Annotated in this window: 26 protein-coding genes; 4 read left to right on the top strand and 22 right to left on the bottom strand. The window is 72.5% G+C overall.

Annotation, left to right across the window (positions count from 1 at the left end; genetic code table 11):
• Positions 1 to 36: 36 nt before the first annotated feature.
• The 11 genes from ACWEQL_RS02955 to ACWEQL_RS02905 form a co-directional block, all read right to left on the bottom strand.
• Positions 37 to 498, bottom strand: a complete 462-nt coding sequence (locus ACWEQL_RS02955; protein WP_452148371.1) for a hypothetical protein — start codon at positions 496 to 498, stop codon at positions 37 to 39.
• 65 nt (positions 499 to 563) lie between these two features.
• Positions 564 to 803 (bottom strand): DUF397 domain-containing protein, encoded by a 240-nt coding sequence (locus tag ACWEQL_RS02950; protein WP_452148370.1) that lies wholly within the window; start codon positions 801 to 803, stop codon positions 564 to 566.
• A gap of 137 nt (positions 804 to 940) precedes the next feature.
• Entirely contained in the window at positions 941 to 1,177 is a 237-nt protein-coding gene (locus tag ACWEQL_RS02945; RefSeq protein WP_452148369.1) for a hypothetical protein, read from the bottom strand.
• 90 nt (positions 1,178 to 1,267) lie between these two features.
• Entirely contained in the window at positions 1,268 to 2,104 is an 837-nt protein-coding gene (locus ACWEQL_RS02940) for a helix-turn-helix domain-containing protein (protein WP_452148368.1), read from the bottom strand.
• Positions 2,105 to 2,107: 3 nt separating this feature from the next.
• The gene (locus tag ACWEQL_RS02935; RefSeq protein ID WP_452148367.1) at positions 2,108 to 2,623 is read right to left on the bottom strand and encodes a DUF6879 family protein; all 516 of its coding nucleotides are present in this window, start codon (positions 2,621 to 2,623) and stop codon (positions 2,108 to 2,110) included.
• A complete protein-coding gene (locus ACWEQL_RS02930) occupies positions 2,607 to 2,828 on the bottom strand; it encodes a hypothetical protein (protein WP_452148366.1) in 222 nt (73 codons plus the stop codon). The genes ACWEQL_RS02935 and ACWEQL_RS02930 overlap by 17 nt, the downstream gene beginning before the upstream one ends.
• Before the next feature lie 143 nt (positions 2,829 to 2,971).
• Entirely contained in the window at positions 2,972 to 3,493 is a 522-nt protein-coding gene (locus ACWEQL_RS02925) for a DUF6879 family protein (protein ID WP_452148365.1), read from the bottom strand.
• A gap of 82 nt (positions 3,494 to 3,575) precedes the next feature.
• Entirely contained in the window at positions 3,576 to 3,758 is a 183-nt protein-coding gene (locus ACWEQL_RS02920; protein WP_452148364.1) for a DUF397 domain-containing protein, read from the bottom strand.
• A 34-nt stretch (positions 3,759 to 3,792) separates the two neighbouring features.
• Positions 3,793 to 3,975 (bottom strand): DUF397 domain-containing protein, encoded by a 183-nt coding sequence (locus tag ACWEQL_RS02915; protein WP_452148363.1) that lies wholly within the window; start codon positions 3,973 to 3,975, stop codon positions 3,793 to 3,795.
• Between the two features lie 178 nt (positions 3,976 to 4,153).
• Entirely contained in the window at positions 4,154 to 4,336 is a 183-nt protein-coding gene (locus ACWEQL_RS02910) for a DUF397 domain-containing protein (RefSeq protein ID WP_452148362.1), read from the bottom strand.
• A gap of 5 nt (positions 4,337 to 4,341) precedes the next feature.
• Positions 4,342 to 5,193 carry a helix-turn-helix domain-containing protein gene (locus ACWEQL_RS02905; RefSeq protein ID WP_452148361.1) on the bottom strand — a complete coding sequence of 284 codons (852 nt, stop codon included), beginning with the start codon at positions 5,191 to 5,193 and terminating at the stop codon, positions 4,342 to 4,344.
• Positions 5,194 to 5,352: 159 nt separating this feature from the next.
• Between ACWEQL_RS02905 and ACWEQL_RS02900 the strand changes: the two genes are divergently transcribed.
• Positions 5,353 to 5,721 (top strand): ATP-binding protein, encoded by a 369-nt coding sequence (locus tag ACWEQL_RS02900; protein ID WP_452148360.1) that lies wholly within the window; start codon positions 5,353 to 5,355, stop codon positions 5,719 to 5,721.
• Between the two features lie 163 nt (positions 5,722 to 5,884).
• On the opposite strand, the gene ACWEQL_RS02895 is transcribed toward ACWEQL_RS02900, so the two are convergent.
• Positions 5,885 to 6,829 (bottom strand): sigma-70 family RNA polymerase sigma factor, encoded by a 945-nt coding sequence (locus ACWEQL_RS02895; RefSeq protein WP_452148359.1) that lies wholly within the window; start codon positions 6,827 to 6,829, stop codon positions 5,885 to 5,887.
• Positions 6,830 to 6,920: 91 nt separating this feature from the next.
• Between ACWEQL_RS02895 and ACWEQL_RS02890 the strand changes: the two genes are divergently transcribed.
• Positions 6,921 to 7,376, top strand: coding sequence for a carboxymuconolactone decarboxylase family protein (locus ACWEQL_RS02890; protein WP_452148358.1), 456 nt, complete (start codon positions 6,921 to 6,923; stop codon positions 7,374 to 7,376).
• A 46-nt stretch (positions 7,377 to 7,422) separates the two neighbouring features.
• Here ACWEQL_RS02890 and ACWEQL_RS02885 read toward each other — a convergent pair whose 3' ends face one another.
• On the bottom strand, positions 7,423 to 8,019 hold the full coding sequence (locus ACWEQL_RS02885) for a dihydrofolate reductase family protein (RefSeq protein ID WP_452148357.1): 597 nt from the start codon (positions 8,017 to 8,019) through the stop codon (positions 7,423 to 7,425).
• A 298-nt stretch (positions 8,020 to 8,317) separates the two neighbouring features.
• Here ACWEQL_RS02885 and ACWEQL_RS02880 point away from each other — a divergent pair, with 298 nt between their 5' ends.
• Positions 8,318 to 9,652: an ABC1 kinase family protein gene (locus ACWEQL_RS02880; RefSeq protein WP_452148356.1), complete on the top strand. Its 1,335-nt coding sequence runs from the start codon at positions 8,318 to 8,320 to the stop codon at positions 9,650 to 9,652.
• Between the two features lie 136 nt (positions 9,653 to 9,788).
• Here ACWEQL_RS02880 and ACWEQL_RS02875 read toward each other — a convergent pair whose 3' ends face one another.
• From ACWEQL_RS02875 to ACWEQL_RS02860, 4 genes are all read right to left on the bottom strand, one after another.
• Positions 9,789 to 10,034: a hypothetical protein gene (locus ACWEQL_RS02875; RefSeq protein WP_452148436.1), complete on the bottom strand. Its 246-nt coding sequence runs from the start codon at positions 10,032 to 10,034 to the stop codon at positions 9,789 to 9,791.
• Positions 10,035 to 10,195: 161 nt separating this feature from the next.
• Complete coding sequence (locus ACWEQL_RS02870; RefSeq protein WP_452148355.1) at positions 10,196 to 10,564, bottom strand: WhiB family transcriptional regulator; 369 nt, start codon at positions 10,562 to 10,564, stop codon at positions 10,196 to 10,198.
• A 169-nt stretch (positions 10,565 to 10,733) separates the two neighbouring features.
• Complete coding sequence (locus ACWEQL_RS02865; RefSeq protein ID WP_452148354.1) at positions 10,734 to 11,219, bottom strand: hypothetical protein; 486 nt, start codon at positions 11,217 to 11,219, stop codon at positions 10,734 to 10,736.
• Between the two features lie 305 nt (positions 11,220 to 11,524).
• Entirely contained in the window at positions 11,525 to 13,777 is a 2,253-nt protein-coding gene (locus ACWEQL_RS02860; protein WP_452148353.1) for an ATP-dependent DNA helicase UvrD2, read from the bottom strand.
• Between the two features lie 192 nt (positions 13,778 to 13,969).
• Here ACWEQL_RS02860 and ACWEQL_RS02855 point away from each other — a divergent pair, with 192 nt between their 5' ends.
• On the top strand, positions 13,970 to 14,230 hold the full coding sequence (locus tag ACWEQL_RS02855) for a mycoredoxin (RefSeq protein ID WP_452148352.1): 261 nt from the start codon (positions 13,970 to 13,972) through the stop codon (positions 14,228 to 14,230).
• Positions 14,231 to 14,278: 48 nt separating this feature from the next.
• Here the strand turns inward: ACWEQL_RS02855 and ACWEQL_RS02850 are convergent, their stop codons facing one another.
• The 5 genes from ACWEQL_RS02850 to ACWEQL_RS02830 form a co-directional block, all read right to left on the bottom strand.
• Positions 14,279 to 15,118 carry a GntR family transcriptional regulator gene (locus tag ACWEQL_RS02850; RefSeq protein WP_452148351.1) on the bottom strand — a complete coding sequence of 280 codons (840 nt, stop codon included), beginning with the start codon at positions 15,116 to 15,118 and terminating at the stop codon, positions 14,279 to 14,281.
• Between the two features lie 207 nt (positions 15,119 to 15,325).
• Positions 15,326 to 16,267, bottom strand: coding sequence for an NAD(+) diphosphatase (gene nudC / locus ACWEQL_RS02845; RefSeq protein ID WP_452148350.1), 942 nt, complete (start codon positions 16,265 to 16,267; stop codon positions 15,326 to 15,328).
• Between the two features lie 57 nt (positions 16,268 to 16,324).
• Entirely contained in the window at positions 16,325 to 17,743 is a 1,419-nt protein-coding gene (locus ACWEQL_RS02840) for a dipeptidase (RefSeq protein ID WP_452148349.1), read from the bottom strand.
• Between the two features lie 193 nt (positions 17,744 to 17,936).
• Positions 17,937 to 20,855: an FtsX-like permease family protein gene (locus ACWEQL_RS02835; RefSeq protein WP_452148348.1), complete on the bottom strand. Its 2,919-nt coding sequence runs from the start codon at positions 20,853 to 20,855 to the stop codon at positions 17,937 to 17,939.
• Positions 20,852 to 21,628, bottom strand: coding sequence for an ABC transporter ATP-binding protein (locus tag ACWEQL_RS02830; RefSeq protein WP_452148347.1), 777 nt, complete (start codon positions 21,626 to 21,628; stop codon positions 20,852 to 20,854). Before ACWEQL_RS02830 ends, ACWEQL_RS02835 begins: the two co-directional genes overlap by 4 nt.
• Positions 21,629 to 21,647 lie beyond the last annotated feature (19 nt).

Below are 21,647 nucleotides of genomic sequence, written 5' to 3'. Positions count from 1 at the left end.
CACCGTACGGGCGGCCGGGGTCGGCCCCAAGTGAATTCAGGCCCGCTCCGGGCACGGTGGCACCAGGCCGTGCACGCCCCGGGTCGGGCAGGGGACTGCCGAACGGTGCACGACCGTTCCGGACGGGAGCCAGAGCGACCACACCACGTCGTTCCGGTCGGCGAGTTGCCCGGCCGCCGCGTGCCGCCTGGTCTCGGTCGGCAGGTGATCGGCGGCCTCGGCGCCCGAGGCCCGCCACTCCTCGGCCAGCCAGTCCGCGGCCTCCTTGGCGGCGGTGAGGGTGGCGTGCGGGCGGGTCGGCTTCAGCAGCCAGTGGTGCACCATGAGCGGGGGCCGGGTGTCCTGCCGGAACAGGGTGAACGGGCGGTTGGCCCGGCGGCGGAGCAGTTCCGGGTCATGGGGGTCGAACCCGGGATGCTCGGGGCGGCGCCCCTCCTCCGCGGCCAGGTCCTGGCCGCGCCCGGTCCAGCGGTAGACGTGGATGTGCTGCTGTGCCACGGCGGTCGCTCCGAGGGTTGTCGGCGCCCTGCCTGCCCGTCGGCGGGCAGGCAGGGCGGACTGGATCAGACAGCGGTGTCGAACCGCGCCGGGTCGATCCCGGCCGCCGCCAGCTCGGCGGTGGAGAAACGGAGTTCGGCGCCGGGCCGCTTGGTGTCGCCCATCACCCAGAGGCCCCCGGCCACGCCCGGGACCTCGCGGAGGGTGGCACAGGTCTCGTGCTCCGACTGCTGGTTGCCCCCGCACGCCTTGAAGGCGGCCGCACTCCGGGGAACCTCGATCCCATACAGGTCAACGTCACGCATCACGCGCACCTTCCTGTTCGCACAGTGCTCAATATCCATGCCCCGCCCACGAGTTGGGGGGAGGCTCGCCACACGGCCACCGGCTCGAAATCCGGTTCGGCCGCGGGTCGTCATGCCGCCGGAAGAGGCGGTCGGGTTCACGCCCAGTCACTGATCCGACGCGTGAGCATCGCGACGGGCACCTCCCGGAACGGCCCACCCGGCCGCCACAGGGGGCGGACGACGGCCATGTCGCCGCATTCGCTCACCAGCTCGACCAACCGCCCGGTGGAGAGGTCCTTCCGGATCGGGTTCTCGTCGATCCGGCGCTGAAGCTCGGCAATTGTCCGCCGCTTCGGAGAATCGGACACCCGATCGAAATCCGCATCAGCCATGCCCGACTCCCGAAATTCTTCGACTCATTCCGACGAGTCACCAAGCTAGGGGAATTCCAATCGGTCGATCACCGATATTCCCGAGTCGGACTAAAGATCTCCGCGATACACCGCCGCCCAGTCACGCAACTGGCCCCTGGCAGGATCACCGAAGAGGGCGCACTCCTCGTAGTGCGAAAAAACCTCCAGATGCTCTGCGATATCCCTGGAGTCCTGGAACACCACGCGACCGGTGAACGTCTCCACCGTGGCCAGGCGGTCGTCGTAGACGGTGAAGGTGTTCATCGGCCCACGGGGCATGACCACGCCGAACGGGACCACGCCGATCCGGACATTGGGCAGGCGGGACAGGGCCACCAGCCGTTCGATCTGGACGGACATCTCCATCGGCCCGACGACTGCCCATTTGACGGCCTGCTCCGTGAGGAGAAAGGTGAACGACTTCGAGGAATCGTAGAGAATCGCCTGCCGCTCCAGCTTGCGCGCGACGGTCTTGGTGGCATCGCCTGGCGAGCCGGTCAGGCTCGCCCGCACGTACTCCGGTGTCGCCAGAAGCCCGGTGATCATCGCGGGAAGGAAGTACCGGAGGACCTTCGCCCCGGACTCCAGGGCTGCCAGCTCGGCCTGCCGCTTCTCAAGGCCGGCCCGCCAGGAGGAGCGGGTGTCCTGCCACTGAGTGTTGGCCACCCGCGCGAGGGCCAGTATCTCGTCGACCACCTCCGGCGGCGCCCCCAGCGCACGGAGGATTCTGTCGACCTCGACCAGAGTCGGAATCTTCCGACCGGTCTCGATCTTGCTCACCGTGCTCTGCGTCATCGCACAACGAGCAGCAAGCCGGGCTCCGGTGAGACCGACTCGCTCGCGCAGCTCGCGCAACTGCTTACCCAGGTCAGCCTTCGACCGCCCGAGCCTTTCCGGTTCCAGCACCGATCAGCCGTGATCCTTGACGTACTCCCGAAATGGAACCGCCTCCGCGATCGCCAGTCTCTTCCACTCCACGAATGGGGTCGGGTCACCTTCGAACAACTCGCGGTTGATCTGCGTCCCGTCGGGGCGGTAGTTCATCAGAACGACCTTGGAGTCGTCGAACAGCCAGAAGTCCTGGTCGGGCAGACCCGGGTTCTTCCGTCCCGTCAGATCGAGGATCCGGACATCCTCGCCGGCTGCGACATTGTGAACGTAGTACGCGAACTCGAACCGGAGATAGTCGGTCAGCGGGCGGGTGAGGACGTGGACCCGACCAATGGTCCGGCCACTGCTCCGATAGCCCTTGATCCGCTCCGTCCACGCCGACGCATCTTCCGGAGCCACCGGCTCACCGGCAAGGAACCGCCGGATGTCGTCCTCCTCCTGCGGCACGGTATAGACGGGGAGCGTCTCAAGACGCCACGCGTCGCGCTCCATGGCGTCGAAGAAGCCCCGCCAATCGCTACCATCCAAGAGCACGGACAGCCTCCCGAAGAACATGCTCGGGGATCTCGACCAGACCCTCGCCCTCAGGCGGCGTGAAACCTCCGAACAGATCACCCTGCACCACGAACGATCCCCGGTCGGTGGCATACACGTTGGGGCAGTCGTCGGAACTGCATTCACCTGAACCGCTGCCGTTGTCCGTACCGGTCAGCCGCGTGAGTCCGGGCTTGCCAGTCACGCTAACCCCCTTCTGCGCGACCTCGGTTGGGCCGCTCGACACGACCGTAGGGATCGTCACGCAGGGTTGTCCATCGCTACTCGGTGATATTCCCGTACTGGACTAAAGATCATGATCAGCGGTGGCCGCCGAGGAGCCCCGGCTCAGTCGCGGCCATGCCGCTCCCACCACGCGGCGAACGGCGTGGCGTGATCGAGAGCGAGGTCACGGAGCTCCAGCCACTTCGTCGGATGTGCCTGGAGGTCGGCGCCGACAAAGGAGCCGCTCGGACCGTAGGTCATCGTGACCACCGTGCGCTCGTCGAAGGCCCAGAAGTCCGGGACGCCTTCGAGCGGGTTGGGCCTGCCGGTGATGTCGAGGATGAAGAACTCCTCGCCCGCTCCGGCGTTCTTGGTGTACCCCCAGCCGAGTTCGAACCGTAGGTAGGACGTCAACGGGCGGGACAGGACATGCACCCGGTACATCCGTTTGCCGGACGCGACGTTGGCCCGAACCTCATCGACCCATTCCTGGTTGTAGTCGGGGGGCTGCGGTTCGCCGGCGAGGAACGCTCGAATGCTCTCGGCGTTCGACGACCCGCTGTAATCGTCCAGCGTTTCGAGCCGGAAGGCCTCGTGCTGGAACTCCGCGAACAGCCTCTCGAAATCTTGGCCCGTGATGCCCATCGGCGACCTCCGGTTGGTCGAGCCCAGTAGCGGAAGCTCGCGGCCCTGGCGGCGCGCCAGGGCCGCGCGCAAAAGCCAGCGGTCAGTCGAACTCGCCGCCCCGGATGCCCGACTGGAGCGCCTGCCACTCCTCAGGAGTGAACCGGACGACCGCATCGGGCTGGCGAGTGTTGCGGAGGTGGACGGCATCAGGGGTGACGGCCACCTCCGGGCAGTTATTGCCGTCGGCACACGTTTGCGGGCGCTTCCACACGAGTGTTTCCATCCGGCCGTTCTCCTTCCGGATCGATGTTGTCCGGTCAGTCGAACTCGCCGTTGCGGATGCCCCGCTGGAGCGTCTGCCACTCCGCCGGGGTGAGCCGGACGACCGCGTCGGGCCGGAGGGTGCTGCGGAGGTGGACCGCCTCGTCGGCGATGGCCACCTCGGGACAGTTGCCCGCGTCGGCGCAGGCCTTGGGGCGCTCCCACGCACGTTCTTCCATCCGGCCGCTCTCCTTCCGGACCTCACGATCCGTATGACAAGGCCACGAGGGCCCGGCTCGGCCGAGCCCACCTGGGGCAACGGTAGGGACAGCCGACTACGACTGTCCACGATCGACGCGAGGTGCCGTGCGCGCGGCCCCGGCGGGTGCGCCGGGGCCGCGCGCCATGAGCCGCAGGTCAGCCGAACTCGCCGTTGCGGACGCCCGACTGGAGCGCCTGCCACTCCTCAGGAGTGAACCGGACGACCGCGTCGGGCTGGAGGGTGCTGCGGACATGGACGGCATCGGGGGTGATAGCCACCTCGGGGCAGCTCGCGCCGTCGCCGCACGCCTCGGGGCGCTTCCACACAAGTGCTTCCATCTGACCTAGACCTCTTTCCTGATCCGCACGATGAGGTCGCGAGAGTCCTGCGCGGGGAGGGATCTCTCGGCCATACGCTCGATGATCGCCCGGTAGTTGTCCAGCCGCTTCTGCTCGTGCAGGAAGAGGGGACCTCCGACCGAGTCGAGCTGAACGGTGTCCAGCCTGGGTACGGGACCCACGGCATGGATGATTCCCTGGCCCGCCCCCATGAAGCCGTGAGCCTCGAAGCTGACGGCCCGAACCGTCACGTGCGACAGCTCGGAGAGTTCGAGAAGGCGGTCCAGCTGGCGTCTCGCGGCATCGCGCCCGCCGAAGCGCATACGAAGGGCCGCCTCATGGATGATCGCCTCGTAGGGCCGGTCGACGTCGCCCGTCATCACCTCGGAGCGGCGCTGCCGGTGCTCGACCCGCGCCTCCAGGAACCGTGGAGTGAGGGGCGGGTTCACATCCCGGAAGATCGCCCGGCAGTACTCCTCGGTCTGCATGACACCGGGGACGTGGCAGACCTGGTAGGTGCGCATCCCGCGGGCGTGATGCTCCATCTCCGCGATGTCCAGGAAGCCCGTCGGCACCGCACCCCGGTACTCCTCCCACCAACCCCTGTGCCTCTCCTCGGCCATGCTGGCGAGGGCCCGGACGAAGGCGGTGTCGTTCTCCTCGTAGTCAGAGGCGAGTACACGGACCCGGTCCGAGGTGACCGGGTACCAGCCCTTCTCCATCTGCGTGATCTTCGTTCGGTCGAGCCCGAGACGGGCTGCGGCCTGAGCGGTAGTACGGCCGGCCGAGTCGCGCATCTTCCGCAGCTCGATACCTACCCGTTCCTGCCGGGCAGTTGGGGTGCTTCGTGACGGCATTGCTCCAGGATCCACCCCGGCGGCCCGGCAGGTCCAGCAATCGCCCGATCGAGGGAATGGAGGGGAAGAAGTTCCGGCACATGTTCCCCCCTGTCCTACAGTCAGTATCGGCCGACCCACTCGGGGCAGCCAACTCACCTTCACCGCAGGGAGATTCCCATGTGTGACTCCAGCCTCCCCTCCCCCGCCCTCTCCTCCGCCCGCCGGACCTTGCGCGACGCCATGGTGCGGGCCGGATGGGGAGCCGACTCCATCGCGGACGCCGAACTCGCGCTCGTCGAGCTGATCGTGAACGCGTGGCGGCACGGCGGGACCGGTTCGCCGGCCGTCCTGATCCTCATCCTCGACCGGACCCTGCGGGTCTCCGTCACCGACCAGTGCAGCGAGCTGCCCCGCCAGGGGGCCGAGAACGAGCTCGCCGAGTGCGGGCGCGGGCTCCAGCTCGTCCAGGGGCTCAGCCACCGTTGGGGGGCCGAACCGCAGAAGGAGGGCAAGGCGGTCTGGTTCGAGCTGGACGCGGCCGCCTGATGCCCCTCCTGTTGCTGCTCCTCCTCGTCCTGCTCGCGGCCGCCGTCGGCGCCGTCTGCCAGGCGAGGACCCATGAGGTCCGCGAGCGCATGCCCTCGCGCGACTGACCGACCGCACGAGAGCCCTCGCACACGGAACGAGGGCTCCCGCAACGATGCAGAGATCAGGCGTCGAGGAACTCCACGTCCAGCGACTCCAGTTCGGCCGGGTCGCCGACCACGTCGATGGCCACGACCACACCGCCCTCCACCGTGAAGCGCAGCGCCCCGCGGAGCACTCCGCCCGGGGCGAAGGCCGCGCCCACGAAACCGTCCAGTAGCGCGAGGCGGGCCTCCTGGGCCTTGCCGAGGAAGGCGTCGAGCACCGACTGGCTGCCCCGCAGCTCCGTCGCTCCGCCCAGCAGCGGCACCAGCCGGTCCGCGCGGACCACGATCTCCGGGTCGAGCAGGGCGAGCAGCCCGTCGAAGTCCCCGCCCCTGGCCGCGACCAGGAACGCGTCCACGACCTGGCGCATCCGCGAACGGTCGGCCTCCGCCGCCGGCTCCACCGTCCGCCCCTGGACCCGCCGACGGGCCCGGCTGGCCAGCTGCCGCGTGGAGGCGGGCGTACGGTCCAGCACCGCGGCCACGTCCTCGAACGGCACCGCGAACAGGTCGTGCAGCACGAACGCGACCCGCTCCGCCGGCCCCAGGGTGTCCAGCACCACCAGCAGCGCCTGCCCGACCGTGTCGGCCAGCAGCGCCTCCTGCTCGGGATCGGCCGGACGGACGGCGTCGGCCCGCGGCCCGGTCTCGTACTCGGCCCCGTACTCCTGGGCGTCCACGAAGTCCTCCCGGCGGGAGGTGCGCGAGCGCAGCATGTCCAGGCAGATCCGGCTGACGACGGTGGTCAGCCAGCCTCCCAGGTTGCCCACCTCGGTGGTGTCCGCGCGGCTCGCGCGCAGCCAGGCCTCCTGGACGGCGTCCTCGGCTTCGGCGAGCGAACCGAGCAGCCGGTAGGCGACCGCGCGCAGATGGCCGCGGTGCTCCTCGAAGCGCGAGGCGAGCTCACCCAGGTCGCGCCGGTCACCCGGATCGTTCGGATCGTTCGGAGAAGTTTTCCCGTCCACCTGTCACAACCCCCCGGTGCGGTCCGTCAGTGCAGTGACGGAGCAAGTCCACCGCGATCCTACGAGACGCGAACCATCCAGGAGTGAAGCCGTGCAGGCTCGTATGCAGAACCCCGCCGTGATCATCCCCGAGGCCATGCCCGCCATCCTGAACGTCTTCAAGGCGGCGAAGAAGGGCGGCGTCCCCGAGGCCGTCCTGGAGCTCGTCCACCTGCGGGCCAGCCAGATCAACGGGTGCAGCAGTTGCGTGGACGCCGGGGTGCGCAGTGCCCGCAAGGCCGGGGAGAGCGACGAACGGCTGTTCGCGGTCGCGGCCTGGCGGGAGACCCCCTACTTCACCGAGGCCGAGCGGGCGGCGCTGGCGCTGGCCGAGGCGGCGACCCGGCTGGCGGACCGGACGGACCCGGTGCCGGACGCGGTCTGGGACGAGGCCGCCCGGCACTACGACGAGAAGCAGCTCGCCTCGATCACCCTGATGATCGCGGTGACCAACCTGTTCAACCGCCTGAACGCCACCACCCGCCAGATCGCCGGCTCGGCCTGGTGACCCCGCCGGGCCGCCGCCGGGGCGCCACGGGGCCGCCCCACCGGGGTCAGGCCGAGGCCGCCGGCCGGTAGGTGGAGATCTGGACGCCCGCCGGGCTGGTGACCGTGGAGACCAGCTCCAGCGGGCGCAGGCCGCCGTCCGCCGGGAAGATCGACTTGCCGCCGCCGAGCAGCACCGGCATGTGCATCAGCCGCAGCTCGTCGACCAGGCCCTCGGCGATCAGGGTGCGGACGAGTTCGGCGCTGCCCATCACCAGCAGGTCGCCGCCCTCGTTCCCCTTGATCTCCCGGATGCCCTCGACGGCCTTGCCGCCGTCGATGAGGGTGGTGTTGTCCCAGGTCAGGTCGGCGTCGCCGAGCGTGCCGGAGACGACGTACTTGGGGATGGCGTTCATCCGGTCGGCGAAGGGGTCGCCGGCCCGCCCGGGCCACGCGCCGGCCATGACCTGCCAGGTGCGGCGGCCGAAGAGCAGCGCGTCGGCCTTGCCGAGCGCGTCGTCGAAGGTGCCGCCGACGACCTCGGGGTCGAAGAAGGGGCCGGTCCAGCCGCCGTTGGCGAAGCCGCCGTCGGTGTCCTCCTTCGGGCCGCCGGGGGCCTGCACGACGCCGTCCAGGCTGATGAACTCGCACACCACCACGCGCATGGGAATCGCTCCTCGTTGCTGTTCCGGGGTTACGGAGATGAAGACCTCCGCTCCGCCCGGAAATCATCGCCCACAACGACGTGATCCACGTCACACCATCGCCATCGCCCCGCAGACCACCCGCGAACCACCCGCGAACCGTCCCCACCTCGCCCGCACACCCGTCGCGCACCGGCCTCCAGGCCTGGAGCCCACGGCCCCGGGCCGGGAAATGCGGCCGGGGCCCGCGCCGGGACCGGGCACAATGGCGTCATCGCGTCACGGCGCACTGCGCCGTCCGACTGACTGGGAGGCCCGGGTGAGCGATCTTCCGCGCAAGGCAGTGACCCGTACGGCGAGGCTGGCCGCGCTGCCGCTGGGGATCGCCGGGCGGGCCACGCTGGGGCTGGGCCGGCGGATCGGCGGGCGGTCGGCGGAGGTGGTGACCGCCGAGCTCCAGCAGGCGACCGCCGACCAGCTGTTCAAGGTGCTCGGCGAGCTCAAGGGCGGGGCGATGAAGTTCGGGCAGGTGCTGTCCGTCTTCGAGGCCGCGCTGCCGGAGGAGGTCGCCGGGCCGTACCGGGCGGCGCTGACCAAGCTCCAGGACGCCGCGCCGCCGATGCCCGCCGCGAAGGTGCACTCCGCGCTGGAGCAACGGCTGGGCAAGGACTGGCGGGAGCGCTTCGAGAGCTTCGACGACCGGCCGGCCGCGGCGGCCTCGATCGGGCAGGTGCACCGGGCGGTCTGGCACGACGGGCGCCGGGTCGCGGTGAAGGTGCAGTACCCGGGCGCGGGCGACGCGCTGCTGGCGGACCTGTCGCAGCTGAGCCGGGTGGCCTGGCTGCTCGGGCCGCTGATCCCGGGGCTGGACATCAAGCCGCTGATCGCCGAGCTGCGGGAGCGGGTGGCGGAGGAGCTGGACTACGAGCTGGAGGCGCAGGCCCAGCGCCGGCACGCGGAGGAGTTCGCGGACGACCCGGACATCGTGGTGCCGCGGGTGGTGGCGCAGGCCGACCAGGTGCTGGTGACCGAGTGGATGGACGGCACGCCGCTGGCCGAGGTGATCGCCGACGGGACGCAGGAGGAGCGGGACCGGGCGGGGCAGCTGCTGGCGCGGTTCCTGTTCGCCGGGCCGTCCCGGACGGGGCTGCTGCACGCCGACCCGCACCCGGGCAACTTCCGGCTGCTGAAGGACGACGGCCCGGCGGCCGGGTGGCGGCTGGGGGTCATGGACTTCGGCACGGTCGACCGGCTGCCGGACGGGCTGCCGGCCCCGATCGGGAACTCGCTGCGGATGGCGCTGGCCGGCGACGCGGCCGGGGTGCTGGAGATGCTGCGGGAGGAGGGCTTCGTGAAGCCCTCGATCGCGCTGGACCCGGACGCGGTGCTGGACTACCTGCTGCCGATCATCGAGCCGGCCGCGGTGGACACCTTCCACTTCACCCGCGGCTGGATGCGGTCGCAGGCGGCCCGGATCGCCGACCCGCGCTCGCCCGCCTACAACCTGGGCAAGCAGCTGAACCTGCCGCCGGCGTACCTGCTGATCCACCGGGTGACGCTGAGCACCATCGGGGTGCTGTGCCAGCTGGGCGCCAAGGCGCCGTTCCGCGCCGAGATGCTGGACTGGCTCCCGGGCTTCGACGACAAGCGCTGACACCCGAAGGGCCCCGCAGCTCTCGTGCCCGGCCCCCGCAACGGCCGCAGGCCGCTCCCCGGACTCGGGGGGCGGCCTGCGGCACGACGGGGGTCCTACGAACGGTGGCACCGGTCACCGGCACCACGGCGGCACGTCACATCAGCGCGACGGCCAGGGCCTTGCGGGCCCGCAGCGACGCCCGCTCGGCCTTCAGCCGGAGCCTGCGCGCGCGGACGACCCGGGTGACCAGGCGTTCGTGCTCGGCCTCGTGCAAGCGCTCTTGCATATGCGCACGGGCCAGGGATTCGTGGAGGAGTTGCATCTCAAGGGTCCTGTTCTGGATCTGAAGTTCGGTGTACTGCTCGGAGCGGGCGGCGGAATCGATGGCGGCGGCGGTCATGTCGTGGTCCTGCTCGTGGTGCGTCGTCGGACGGTGGGCGGTGTGGCTGGCCAGGGCCGCGTCGGCCTTGGCGGCGGCGAGTCGCACGGAGCGGCGCAGGGCGCTGTCCTGAGGGGGCTGCTCTCCCCGGCGGACGGCCTCGGCTCCGAGCGGACCGGAGGTCACGCGACGACCTCGGTCTTGCGCGGGCGGCCACGGGGCCGCTTGCGGGCCACGACGACACCCTGGACGAACAGCTCGCCACCCCAGACGCCCCACGGCTCACGCCGCTCCAGGGCGCCGGTCAGACAGGCGTCCTTGACCGGGCAGGTGCCGCAGAGGGACTTGGCGTACTCGACGTCGGCCGGCGTCTCGGCGAAGAAGACCTCGGGGTCGAAGGCACGGCACGGGATGGGCAGGCCGAGCGCCTCGGCGGACTCGATCGAGGTGAGCTGCATAGGGGAAACCTCCGGGGGGTCGGCCTGGTCGGCCTTGGTGGTCTGGCTTGTCAGCGGTACGGACGGGGTGGGCGGTGTGATGACCGTGGACACTTGGTCGTCTTCCTCGTCTTCTCAGTGGGTCCGGCTCAGCTGACTGGTGGGGCTGGGCCGGAGGCCCCGGGGGGCCTGGGTGGTCTTTCTCGTACCGGACAAAACAGAAGGGCCGCGGATCCCGGTGGACGGGGTTCCGCGGCCCTGGAGGCTCAGACCTGAGGGTTGCTCAGGTTTGTTCTCTCCAGGGTTCAGGCCCGCGGAAGGCCCGCATCCGGATGGCCGAGGCGCCCATAAAGGCGGCCATGGCCTGGTTGATCTGCTGCTCGTCCTGCTTCGGGGCGTTTCCGGCACCGATGACCTGCGCATATCCGCCATGCTCGGCGGCTGCCACTACTGCCTTCGGTGCCTGGGTCGGTCGCTCGTCACGCAGGGAGCGCGACGTGGCGACGTGGGCCCAGTCACGGGACAGACCGGTCTCGACACGGGTGCCTTCGATGCCGCCCGTGATATCCGCCAGGCAGACGACAGTGTTGCCAAGACCACTGACAACACGGTCACTGCCGCCGGCGGCGGCGGGGACGACGGAGACACCGGTGGCGTCGAGACCCAGACCGGTTCCGCCCAGCATCGCGAGGGCCCGCAGGCGGGCGGCACGCAGGGAGGCAGCGTCGACGGTCTGACCGGTCACTTTGGTGATCATGAAGGTTTCCACTGTCTTCGCCTCCTCTCGGCGTCTCGCGGAGCCTGGTCTCCCGGGCTCCGAACTGTTCGGATGTCTGTCTCGGTGCTGCTGGGTGAAGCTGGTGAAGCAGGCAAAACCGTGGGCGGGTGCAGGAAGGCACGGCACAGGCGTCACCCCGTGCGATCGCGTCCCCTTGACCGCTCCGGCAGGCTATTGCGCTCCCGGTACGGCGCGCAAACTATTTTTCCCGGCGAGTTCCCGGCGAGGCCCCCAGGGCCTCCGCGACAGCTCCACGGCGGGTTCGGACACGCCCTGCCGACGCACCCCGGGCCGGCTCACGCCGGTTCGCCCGGCTCGTCGTCCGTGACGTCGGCCGAGTCCTCCTCGGGTTCTTCCCCCGCGCACAACGAGAGCACGGCGGCACCGTATTTGTCCAGCTTCATCGCGCCGACCCCGGAGATGACCGCCAACTCCTGCCGGCTCCCGGGGACGTCCTCGGCGATCGCCATCAGGGTGGCGTCGGTGAAGACCACGTACGCCGGGGCGCCCTGCTTCTTCGCCTGCCGGGCCCGCCACTCGCGCAGCCGCTCGTACAGGCCCTCGTCCATGGTGGACGGGCAGCTCTCGCAGCGGCGCAGCTTGCGCTCCACGGCCTCGGTGAGGACGCGGTCGCAGACCCGGCACTTGACCGGCCCGCGGACCCGCCGCGCGGCCGAGCGCTCGCCGGGCTCGACGCCCCCCCGCCCGCCCCGGGACCCGGCACGCGCGCCGGGCGCGCCGGAGTTCGGCCGCAGGCCGTCCAGGAAGCGGGTGGGCCGCCGGCTGGCCCGGCCGCCCGGGGAGCGGGAGAGCGCCCAGGAGAGCGACAGGTGCCGGCGGGCCCGGGTGACGCCGACGTAGAGGAGCCGGCGCTCCTCCTCGATCTGCTCGTCGGTCTTGGCGTAGATGATCGGCAGGGTGCCCTCGGTGAGGCCGACCAGGAAGACGGCGTCCCACTCCAGGCCCTTGGCGGCGTGCAGCGAGGCGAGGGTGACGCCCTCGACGGCGGGGGCGTGCTGGGCGGCGGCGCGGGCGTCGAGCTCGGCGACGTACGCGGCCAGGTCGGCGCCCTGCCCGGCGGCGGCACGGGCGGCCTCGAACTCCTCGGCGAGCCGGACGAGCGCGGCCAGCGACTCCCAGCGCTCGCGGACGGCCCCGGAGCCGGCCGGCGGCTCGGCGGTGAAGCCGCGGGTGGCGAGCACCGCGCGGACCTGCTCGGCCAGGCCCGGCGCGCCCCCGGTGAGCGGGTCGTCGCCGGCCCGGGCGGCGCCGCGCAGCAGCACGCCGGCGTCCCGGACCTCGGGCCGCTCGAAGAACCGCTCGGCGCCCTTCAGCTGGTAGGACACGCCCAGGTCGGCGAGGGCCTGCTCGTAGACCTCGGACTGGCCGTTGGTGCGGAACAGCACGGCGATCTCGCTGGCCCGCACGCCGGCCGCGAGCAGTTCCCTGACCTTGCGCGCGGTGGTCTCCGCCTCGGTGGGCTCGTCCTCGTACTCGGCGTAGACCGGCTCGGGGCCGGCCTCGCGCTGGGAGACGAGTTCGAGGCGGTGCCGGGCGGCCTCGCCGCGGGCCTGGGCGAGCAGCCCGTTGGCGAGGTGGACGACCTGCGGGGTGGAGCGGTAGTCGCGGACCAGCTTGACCACCGTCGCCTCGGGGTGGCGGGTGCGGAAGTTCAGCAGGTAGTCGGGGGTGGCGCCGGTGAAGGAGTAGATGGTCTGGCTGGCGTCGCCGACCACGCAGAGGCTGCCGGCGCCGGGGCCGGTCCACCGGTCGAGCAGCCGCTGCTGGAGCGGGGAGACGTCCTGGTACTCGTCGACGGTGAAGTGCCGGTACTGGGCGCGGACCTGGTCGGCGATCTCCGGGCGGTCCTCCAGGATCGCGGCGGTGAGCAGCAGGACGTCCTCGAAGTCGATGACGCCGCGGTCGCTCTTGGTCTCCTCGTAGACCCGGTAGACGCGGGCGATCTCGGCCGGGTCGCGGGGGGCCTCGCGGCCGGTCTTGACCACGGCGGTCGGGTAGTCCTCGGGGCCGATCTGGGTGACCTTGCACCACTCGATCTCGGCGGTGAGGTCGCGCAGCTCGGTGCGCTGGACGCGCAGCCCGCAGCGGCCGGCGGCCTCGGCGACCAGCTGGACCTTGCGTTCGAGCAGCCGGGGCACGGCGCCGCCGACGGCGCGCGGCCAGAAGTACTGGAGCTGGCGCAGGGCGGCGGAGTGGAAGGTCCGGGCCTGGACGCCGTCGGCGCCGAGCTGGCGCAGCCGTCCGCGCATCTCGCCGGCGGCGCGGGCGGTGAAGGTGACCGCGAGGACCTGCTGGGGCTGGTAGACGCCGCTGCGCACGCCGTAGGCGATCCGGTGGGTGATGGCGCGGGTCTTGCCGGTGCCGGCGCCGGCGAGGACGCAGACGGGGCCGTGCAGGGCGGTGGCGACGGCCCGCTGCTCGGGGTCGAGCCCGGCGAGGACGGCGTCGGGGCCGGACGCGCCGTACCCGTCGGCCCCGGGGTCGTCGTACGGGCCGCCGCTCAAGAGGTCTTCCTGCATGCGTTCCATCCTCTCAGCCCGGTGGGACAACCGGGGCGGGGTTGTCCACAGGCCCGGTAGGACCGGAGGATCATCACCACACGCACCACCGCGTCCGGGCACGGATCCGGCCCCCGGTGGTCACCGCGCGGAATGACCGGAGCACGCCGCGCGTTCTCCGCTCTGACCGACGCCCGTCCCCAACCCGAAGGAGTCTCCTCGATGTCCGGCAGCGTCACGATGTACAGCACGACCTGGTGCGGTTACTGCAACCGGCTCAAGAGCCAGCTGGACCGCGAGGGCATCGGCTACACCGAGATCAACATCGAGGAGGACCCGGCCTCGGCGTCCTTCGTCGAGTCGGTGAACAACGGCAACCAGACCGTGCCGACCGTGCTGGTCACCCCGGTGGGCGGCGGCGAGCGGGTCGTGATGACCAACCCGAGCCTGCTCCAGGTGAAGAAGGCCCTGGCCGCGGCCTGACCGCGCGCCGCCCGGCGCGCCGGCCCCCGTGCGGGGCCGGGGCGCCGGTCACTGCGCCCCGGCCGGCGCCGGGTCGACCGGCCCGGCGGGGGCGGGCAGCATGGCCCGCGCGGCGAGGTCGCCGACGCCGTAGACCAGCCTGCTGCGGTCGCCCGAGTAGCGCGTCTCGATGACCCGGACGGGCCCGCGCCGGTCGTAGGTGACCCGGGTCTGCACCATCAGCGGCACGCCGGGCCCGCCCTGGAACCACTGGGCCTCCTCCGGCCCGGGCATCCGGGCGACCAGGTGGTCGACGGCCCCGATCTCGGTGCGGCCGAGCGCGGCGAGCACGGCCTCGTCCCCGCCGTCGATCTGGTCCGGCTCCATCAGCGGGGTGCCGGCGGCCAGCCCGGCCCGGTAGTGGCTCTCCTCGATCGAGTACGGCTCGCGGTCGAGCAGCCGCAGCTGGCGGCGGACCACGATGGCCTCGCCGGGCCGCAGCCCGAGGCGCTCGGCGATGTCCACCCGGGCCCGGACGATCATCATCTCGAAGTCGGCGGTGAGCTCCCGCCCGGCGTCGGCCGCCTCGCCGTGGTAGACGGCGGTGGGCACGGCCAGGCAGTCGCGCGCTCCGGCCGGCTGGGTCGGGCCGTACGCGCGGTGGTCCAGGACCGGGTGCTCCCGCAGGTAGGTGCCCTTGCCCTGGAGCCGGACCAGCCGGCCCTCGTTGACCAGGACGTCGACCGCGAGCCGCACGGTGTTGCGGGCGACCCCGTACTGCCGTTCCAGTTCGCTCTCGACCGGCAGGGCCGCGGCCGCGGTGAACTCGCCCTCGCTGATCCGCCGGCGCAGGTCGGCCGCGAGGCGCTGGTATTTGGGGGATTGGGCGGTGCCCCGTGGGATTGTCACCCGAGTGAATGTAGCGAGCGCGATGACACCGTTTCAGGCGTTTGCGGCAATGTCGTCCGGGAACGGTGATGCCGGATTCCGGATATCCACCGACCGCCCCGCCCAAGGCCGCTACGGACACGAACATACCGGCGCGCAAATAAAACCGGGGGCGCACAGCACCAGGCTGTGCGCCCCCGTTCGACCCGACCCGCCCGGCGCGCGGGATTACCAGCGCGCCGCCGACGGCAGCGGTTCCCCGTACCAGAGTTCGACCAGATGGCGGGCGATCGAAATCCCCGACGGCGGCAGGATCTCCCCGGCCGCCATCCCTGCCCTCAGCTCCTCGCGGGAGAACCAGCGCGCCTCGGCCAGCTCCTCGCCGTCCACCGTGATCGCCGTCCCGTCCGGGGCGGCCTTCCCGATGAAGCCCAGCATCAGGCTGGACGGGAACGGCCACGGCTGGCTGGCCACGTAGCTGACCCCGGCCACGCGGACGCCCGCCTCCTCGAACACCTCGCGGGCCACCGCCTGCTCGATCGACTCGCCCGGCTCCACGAAGCCGGCCAGGGTCGACCAGCGGCCCTCCGGCCAGAGCGCCTGACGGCCCAGCAGGCAGCGGTCCTCCTCGTCGGTGATCATCATGATCACCGCGGGGTCGGTCCGCGGGTAGTGCTCGGCCGCGCAGGAGGTGCAGCGCCGCACGTGCCCGGCGCCGGCCTTCTCGGTCGGGTGGCCGCAGCGCGAGCAGAAGCTGTGCAGCCGGTGCCAGTGCTCCAGGGCCACCGCGTGCACCAGCAGCCCGGCGTCGCGGTCCGACAGCAGCGCGCCGACCTCGCGCAGCCCGGCCGGACGGGCGTCGCCGTCCAGCCGGCCCGGCAGGCTCTCGCCGGCCAGCGCGAAGTACGAGACGCCGTCCTCGTCGGTGCCGAGGAAGAAGCGGTCGCCGGTCTGCGGCGCCTCGAACGAGGGCAGCAGCACCAGCTCGGTGCCCTCCGCGGTGTCCACCACGAAGACCTCGCCGCCGGCGATCGGCAGCACCTTGGTCGTCGGGTGGCTCCAGGCGGCGGCCAGCCAGGGCTCGTCGAAGCGGTGGTGGGCCGCCCGGTCCACCCCGGCCCGCGCCAGCGCCAGGAGCGGCGGGTGTTCGGTCTCAGGCACGGTGCTCAACTTTCCATCCCCACGTGATGAGTCGTCCGGTGATTCTGCGGGCCCGGCCGGGCGGTCTCAGACACCCCGGCCGTCGCCGTCGGGCCGCCAGTTGTCCGCCAGGTCGCCCCACAGGTAGGCGGCGGTCTCGACGCCCTTGGCGAGCAGGTCCAGCTCCACCTTCTCGTTCACCGAGTGCCAGCCGTCCGAGGGCACCGAGATGCCCAGGAAGAGCACCGGCGCGCCGAGCACGTCCTGCAGGTCGGCGGCGGGCCCGGAACCGCCCTCACGGGTGAACAGGATCCGCTGCCCGAAGGCCCGTCCCATCGCCCGGACGGTGGACTGCAGCGCCGGGTGGTCCAGCGGGGTCAGGCACGGCCGGGTGGCGCCCGGGAAGACCAGCTCGTACCGGATGCCCTCGGGCACCCGCTCGGCGACCCAGGTGCGGACGGCCTCGCGGACCTTCTCCACCTCCTGGCCGGCGACCAGCCGGAAGGAGAGCTTGAGGTGCCCGGAGGACGGCACGATCGTCTTGCCGCCCGGGCCGGTGTAGCCGCCCCAGATGCCGTTGACCTCGGCGGTCGGCCGGGCCCAGATCCGCTCCAGGGTGGAGTAGCCGGCCTCGCCGCGGGTGCCGTACGACTTGGCGACCCGCAGCCACTGCTCCTCGTCGAAGGGCAGCTCGGCGAAGAGCTCCCGCTCGCGCTCGGTCAGCTCGACCACGCCGTCGTAGAAGCCCGGGATCGCGACCCTGCGGTCGGCGTCGTGCAGGCCGGCGGCCAGCTCGGCGGCCACCGCGGCCGGGTTGGGCACCGCGCCGCCGAAGGAGCCCGAGTGGATGTCGGTGTCCGGGCCGAACAGGTCGATCTGGGCGTCGGCCAGGCCGCGCATGCCGGTGCAGACGGTCGGGGTGGTCTCGGACCACATCCCGGTGTCCGAGATGATCACCACATCGGCGGCCAGCCGCTCGGCCTCGCGGCGGACCAGGTCGGCGAAGTGCGGCGAGCCGGACTCCTCCTCGCCCTCGACCAGCAGCTTCAGGTTGACCGCCGGAGCGGTCCGGCCGGTGGCGGCCAGGTGGGCGCGCACGCCCAGGGTGTGGAAGAACACCTGGCCCTTGTCGTCCGCCGCGCCGCGCGCGAACAGCTGCTTCCCGATCACGGTGGGCTCGAACGGGTCGGTCGCCCAGCCGTCCTCCTTGGCGGCGGGCTGCACGTCGTGGTGCCCGTAGACCAGGACGGTCGGGGCGGACGAGTCCCCGGAGGGCCACTCGGCGAACACCGCCGGCAGGCCGTCGGTCTCCCAGACCTCGGCCACCGGGAACCCGGTGTCGCGCAGCTTCGCGGCCAGCCACTCGGCGGAGCGGCGGACGTCGCCGGCCCGGTCCGGGTCGGCGGAGACGGACGGGATGCCGAGCCAGTCGGAGAGGTCGGCCAGGAAGGCGGCCTGGTGCTGGTCGATGAAGGAGCGGACGACGCTGTCCGGAGTTCTCGTCATACGGACGACTTTAGTTCGCCCGTGCGGGTGTCCGCCCCGGCCGTCCGTCCGCTGGTCGCCCGGCGGCCTGTAACGTCCGTCACCCCCGCCCTACGAGCCGGACGGGGGTGACGGGCCCGGCCGCCGTGACGGGCGGCCGGGCGGGGTGCCGGCGCGGGTGCGTGGGCTACCGGGCGGGCTGCCGGACGGCCGGTCAGGACCGGCGCAGCAGGGAGATCCGCGAGCGGGTGAGCAGGGTGGCCAGCGCCACCGCGACCAGCGGCAGGACCACCACGGTCAGCCCCATGGTCAGCCACGGGAAGACCACCACCGTCCGGTCGACGGCCTCCTCCGGGCTCATCCCGCCGTAGGGGATCTGGTTGCCCTCGACCTTGCGCAGCGCCACCGCCGGCACCAGCCCGCAGACCGTGCCGAGGATCGCGCCCATCGCCGCGATCACCCCGCACTGGAACCCGGAGAGGGTGCGCCGGATCCGCGGGGCGGCGCCGACCGCCGCGAGGGTGGTCAGGTCGCGCTGCGAGTCGGCGGCGGCGAGCCCGGTGGCGATGCCGGCCGCGCCGAGCGCGACCAGGGCGGCGAAGCCGGTCAGGCCGAGCGAGATCAGGTCGTTCGCGGGACGGAAGCCCCGCTCGACCTCGAAGTGCGAGTAGTCGGCGATCTTGTTCACCGCGCCCGAGGCCTTCTGCTCGGCCACGTCGCCGGGCATGCTCTCGGGCAGCCAGACCGAGCCGGAGTCGACGGTGGCCAGCCCGAGCCGGCGCGCGGTCTCCTGGGTCAGCACGCCCTGCCCGGCGGCCGGCGCCGCGGCCGGGACGAAGACGGCGTCGACCGGCACCTCCTTGGGCTGCGGCGGCGGCCCCGGCTGGGAGGGCGCGGCGGACGGGTGGTTCGGCTCGTTGAACTGCAGCAGGAGCTTGCCGTCCTTGACGTAGCGCTGGTCGAAGACCACCACCTTGCCCGCCGCCAGCGCCTGGGCGGCGGCCGGGTCGGTGGCGCCGAACAGGTTGCGCAGCACGGTCGCGTCGCTGACCACCAGCGAGGAGAAGCCGTTGCTGCGGAAGCTGACGGTCTCCCGGCAGCGCTTGTCCTCGCGCAGGATCCGCTCGCGCTCGGCCGCGGTCAGCTGCGGTCCGCCGCCGGGCCTCTCGTCGTCCCACGCGGGGCAGCGCTGGTCGACGGGCAGGGCGAGCTCGATGTAGGCGCAGTCGCCGATCCGGCAGCCCTCCGGGTAGGCGACCTTCCGGATGTCGGCGCGGGCACCGAGGCCGGGCATGTTGGTCTCGACCGCGGAGCGCATCTGCGGCAGCAGCTTGCCGTCCTCGCCGGCTCCCCAGCCGGCGCCGAGCAGGACCGCGCCGGCCGGTCCCGAGGCGACGTACTCGCGGCGGGACTGCTCGTCGCTGCTGGCGCCGTAGACGCCGACCGCGACCGAGCCGGCCACGGCGGCCATCACGGCGGCGACGGCGGGCGCGGTGCGGCCGCGGTGGCGGACCGAGTCGCGCAGCGCCAGGCGCGGGCCGAGCGGCAGCCAGCGGCCGAGCTTCCCGAAGAGGCCGACCAGGAACGGGGTCAGGACGACCATGCCGAGCTCCGCGAGGGCGGAGCCGCCGAGGACGGCGAGGCTGCGGCCGCCGAAGCCGCTGGTGGCGCCGAGCAGGGCGATCGCCGCGCCGGCGGCCAGCGTCAGCAGGCCGCCCAGCGCGAGCCGGCGGCTCGGCGGCTTGACCGAGTCGCGCCCGGTGAGCGCGGCGACGACGTCCTGCCGGGAGGCCTGGACGGCCGGGACGACGGCGGCGAGCAGGCCGGTGACCAGCCCGATCAGCAGGACGCCGAACAGGTCCAGCGGCTGCAGGTCGAAGTGGCCGAAGCGTACCCCGGCGTACTCCTCGGCCTTGGTGCGGGTCAGCGCGACCAGGCCGATCGCGGCGACCAGGCCGACCACGGCGCCGGTGACGCCGAGCACCACGCCGCCGCCGAGGACGACCGCGCGGATGTGGGAACGGTCGCCGCCGCCGGCCGCCATCAGGCCGAGCTGGCGCCGGGAGCGCCGGGCCCCGACGGCGAAGGCGGGGCCCGCCAGCAGCACGATCTCCAGCAGGGCCATGCCGGCCACGGTGGCCAGGATGACCACGGCGGTCTGGTCGAGGTAGTCGACCCGGGGTCCGCCGCCCTCCTGGTCCTCCTTGACGTAGAAGGGCACGTCGGAGCGGGCCGGCGGGTCCAGCAGGACGGCGCGGGAGGCGGCGGTGAAGCCGTACTTGTTGAGCTCGGTCACCTTGGTCCAGGCGAGCCCGGCGCCGCCGGGCAGCTTGACCACCCAGTGGCCCTGCTCGCCGTCGGGGCGCGGGCCGGACCTGTTGGCGCCGGGCAGCGCGGCCAGCGCGTCGAGCAGCTCGCCGGGGCGGGCGACCATCATGACGGCGCGCAGGTCACCGGGGTACTCGACGACGCCGGTGATGGTGTACGGCTTCGCCTCCAGGCCGCGCGGCGAGGTGCGGTCGCCGACGCGCAGCCCGGCGCGGTCCAGGAACTCGCGGGTGACGGCGATCTCGTGGTCGGCCGCGGGCGCGCGGCCGCCGACCAGGTCGATCCGGCCGCGCCAGACGGGGTCGGTGAGGTCCGCCTCGGAGGTCCGGCTCTGCAGCAGGCCCTGGGCGCTGCTGGTGGGCACGTACGGGCCCTCGCGCAGCGGGAGGAGGACGGTGCCGGGCGGCAGCAGTTCCCGCAGCAGCTTCTCGGGCGCGGTGTCCAGGCTGCGGCGCTGCTCGGCGGTGGGCTTGGCCGGCTCGGCGGGGCCGGTCTGCGGGGCGGCGCCGGACGCCCGGGAGGAGGTGCGCTCGCCGGACCCGGTCCGGACGCCCTCCTCGGGGTCGGGCGCCTGCAGGACGACGGTGCCCTGCTCGAGCATCCGGATCTCCGCGTCGGCGCGGCCCATCGTGCGGACCACCTTCTCGTCGGCGTCGAGCTCGCCGCTGCGGTAGAAGATGTCGGCGCCCGCCACGCCGAGGACGGGCAGGGCGACCATCGCGACCACCAGGGCGCTGCGGCCCTTGGCGCGCAGGGCGTCACGGCGGGCGATGCGCAGGGCGACCCGCCAGGCGCTGAGCTTCACCTCTCCACCGGGCCCTTCACGCTGTTGGTGGCGGCGGTGACGAGCAGGCTGGCGGCGTCCTGGCTGGCGCTCTCGTCGACCATGCGGCCGTCGCGCAGGAAGACCACGCGGTCGGCCCAGGCGGCGTGCCGGGCCTCGTGGGTGACCATCATGGCGGCGGCGCCGGCGTCGCAGCGGGCGCGCAGGACGGCGAGGACGGCCTCGCCGGTGGTGGAGTCGAGGGCGCCGGTGGGCTCGTCGGCGAGGACCAACCGGCGGTCGCCGATCAGGGCGCGGGCGATGGCCACGCGCTGCTGCTGGCCGCCGGACATGTCGTCGGGGAACCGGTCGGCGAGCTCGGGGATGCCGAGCTCCTCCAGGGCGGCGATCGCCTCGCGGCGGGCGGCGCGGCCGGAGAGGCCGTCCAGCTCGCGGGGCAGCGAGATGTTCTCGGCGGCGGTGAGCGCGGGTATCAGGTTGTAGTCCTGGAACACGTAGCCGATGGAGCGGCGGCGCACCTCGGCGAGCTTCCTGCGGTTCAGTCCGCCGAGCGCGACGCCCTCGACGAGCACCCGGCCGGTGGTCGGGGTGTCCAGGCCGCCCGCGAGGGTGAGCAGGGTGGACTTGCCGGAGCCGGAGGGGCCCATGACGGCGACGAACTCGCCCGGACGCACCTTCAGGTCGATCCCGCGCAGCGCGTGCACCTCGTTGGCGCCCTGCCCGTGGACCCGGGTGACGTTCTCCAGGTGGAGCACCGTCGGCGTGTCGCCCCTGGTCGGATCGGTGTCGGTCACACTTCCCCCTGCTGTTCTC

The organism is Kitasatospora sp. NPDC004240 (genome assembly GCF_053603215.1).
This window is presented reverse-complemented; position numbering and strand designations above follow the sequence as displayed.

Excerpts from the sequence above, each read along its gene's own strand:
- ACWEQL_RS02950 (WP_452148370.1), bottom strand. The coding sequence starts at position 803 with ATGCGTGACGTTGACCTGTATGGGATCGAGGTTCCCCGGAGTGCGGCC.
- ACWEQL_RS02945 (WP_452148369.1), bottom strand. The coding sequence starts at position 1,177 with ATGGCTGATGCGGATTTCGATCGGGTGTCCGATTCTCCGAAGCGGCGG.
- ACWEQL_RS02925 (WP_452148365.1), bottom strand. The coding sequence starts at position 3,493 with ATGGGCATCACGGGCCAAGATTTCGAGAGGCTGTTCGCGGAGTTCCAG.
- ACWEQL_RS02920 (WP_452148364.1), bottom strand. The coding sequence starts at position 3,758 with ATGGAAACACTCGTGTGGAAGCGCCCGCAAACGTGTGCCGACGGCAAT.
- ACWEQL_RS02915 (WP_452148363.1), bottom strand. The coding sequence starts at position 3,975 with ATGGAAGAACGTGCGTGGGAGCGCCCCAAGGCCTGCGCCGACGCGGGC.
- ACWEQL_RS02910 (WP_452148362.1), bottom strand. The coding sequence starts at position 4,336 with ATGGAAGCACTTGTGTGGAAGCGCCCCGAGGCGTGCGGCGACGGCGCG.
- ACWEQL_RS02905 (WP_452148361.1), bottom strand. The coding sequence starts at position 5,193 with ATGCCGTCACGAAGCACCCCAACTGCCCGGCAGGAACGGGTAGGTATC.
- ACWEQL_RS02900 (WP_452148360.1), top strand. The coding sequence starts at position 5,353 with ATGTGTGACTCCAGCCTCCCCTCCCCCGCCCTCTCCTCCGCCCGCCGG.
- ACWEQL_RS02885 (WP_452148357.1), bottom strand. The coding sequence starts at position 8,019 with ATGCGCGTGGTGGTGTGCGAGTTCATCAGCCTGGACGGCGTCGTGCAG.
- ACWEQL_RS02875 (WP_452148436.1), bottom strand. The coding sequence starts at position 10,034 with ATGACCGCCGCCGCCATCGATTCCGCCGCCCGCTCCGAGCAGTACACC.
- ACWEQL_RS02860 (WP_452148353.1), bottom strand. The coding sequence starts at position 13,777 with ATGGAACGCATGCAGGAAGACCTCTTGAGCGGCGGCCCGTACGACGAC.
- ACWEQL_RS02855 (WP_452148352.1), top strand. The coding sequence starts at position 13,970 with ATGTCCGGCAGCGTCACGATGTACAGCACGACCTGGTGCGGTTACTGC.
- ACWEQL_RS02840 (WP_452148349.1), bottom strand. The coding sequence starts at position 17,743 with ATGACGAGAACTCCGGACAGCGTCGTCCGCTCCTTCATCGACCAGCAC.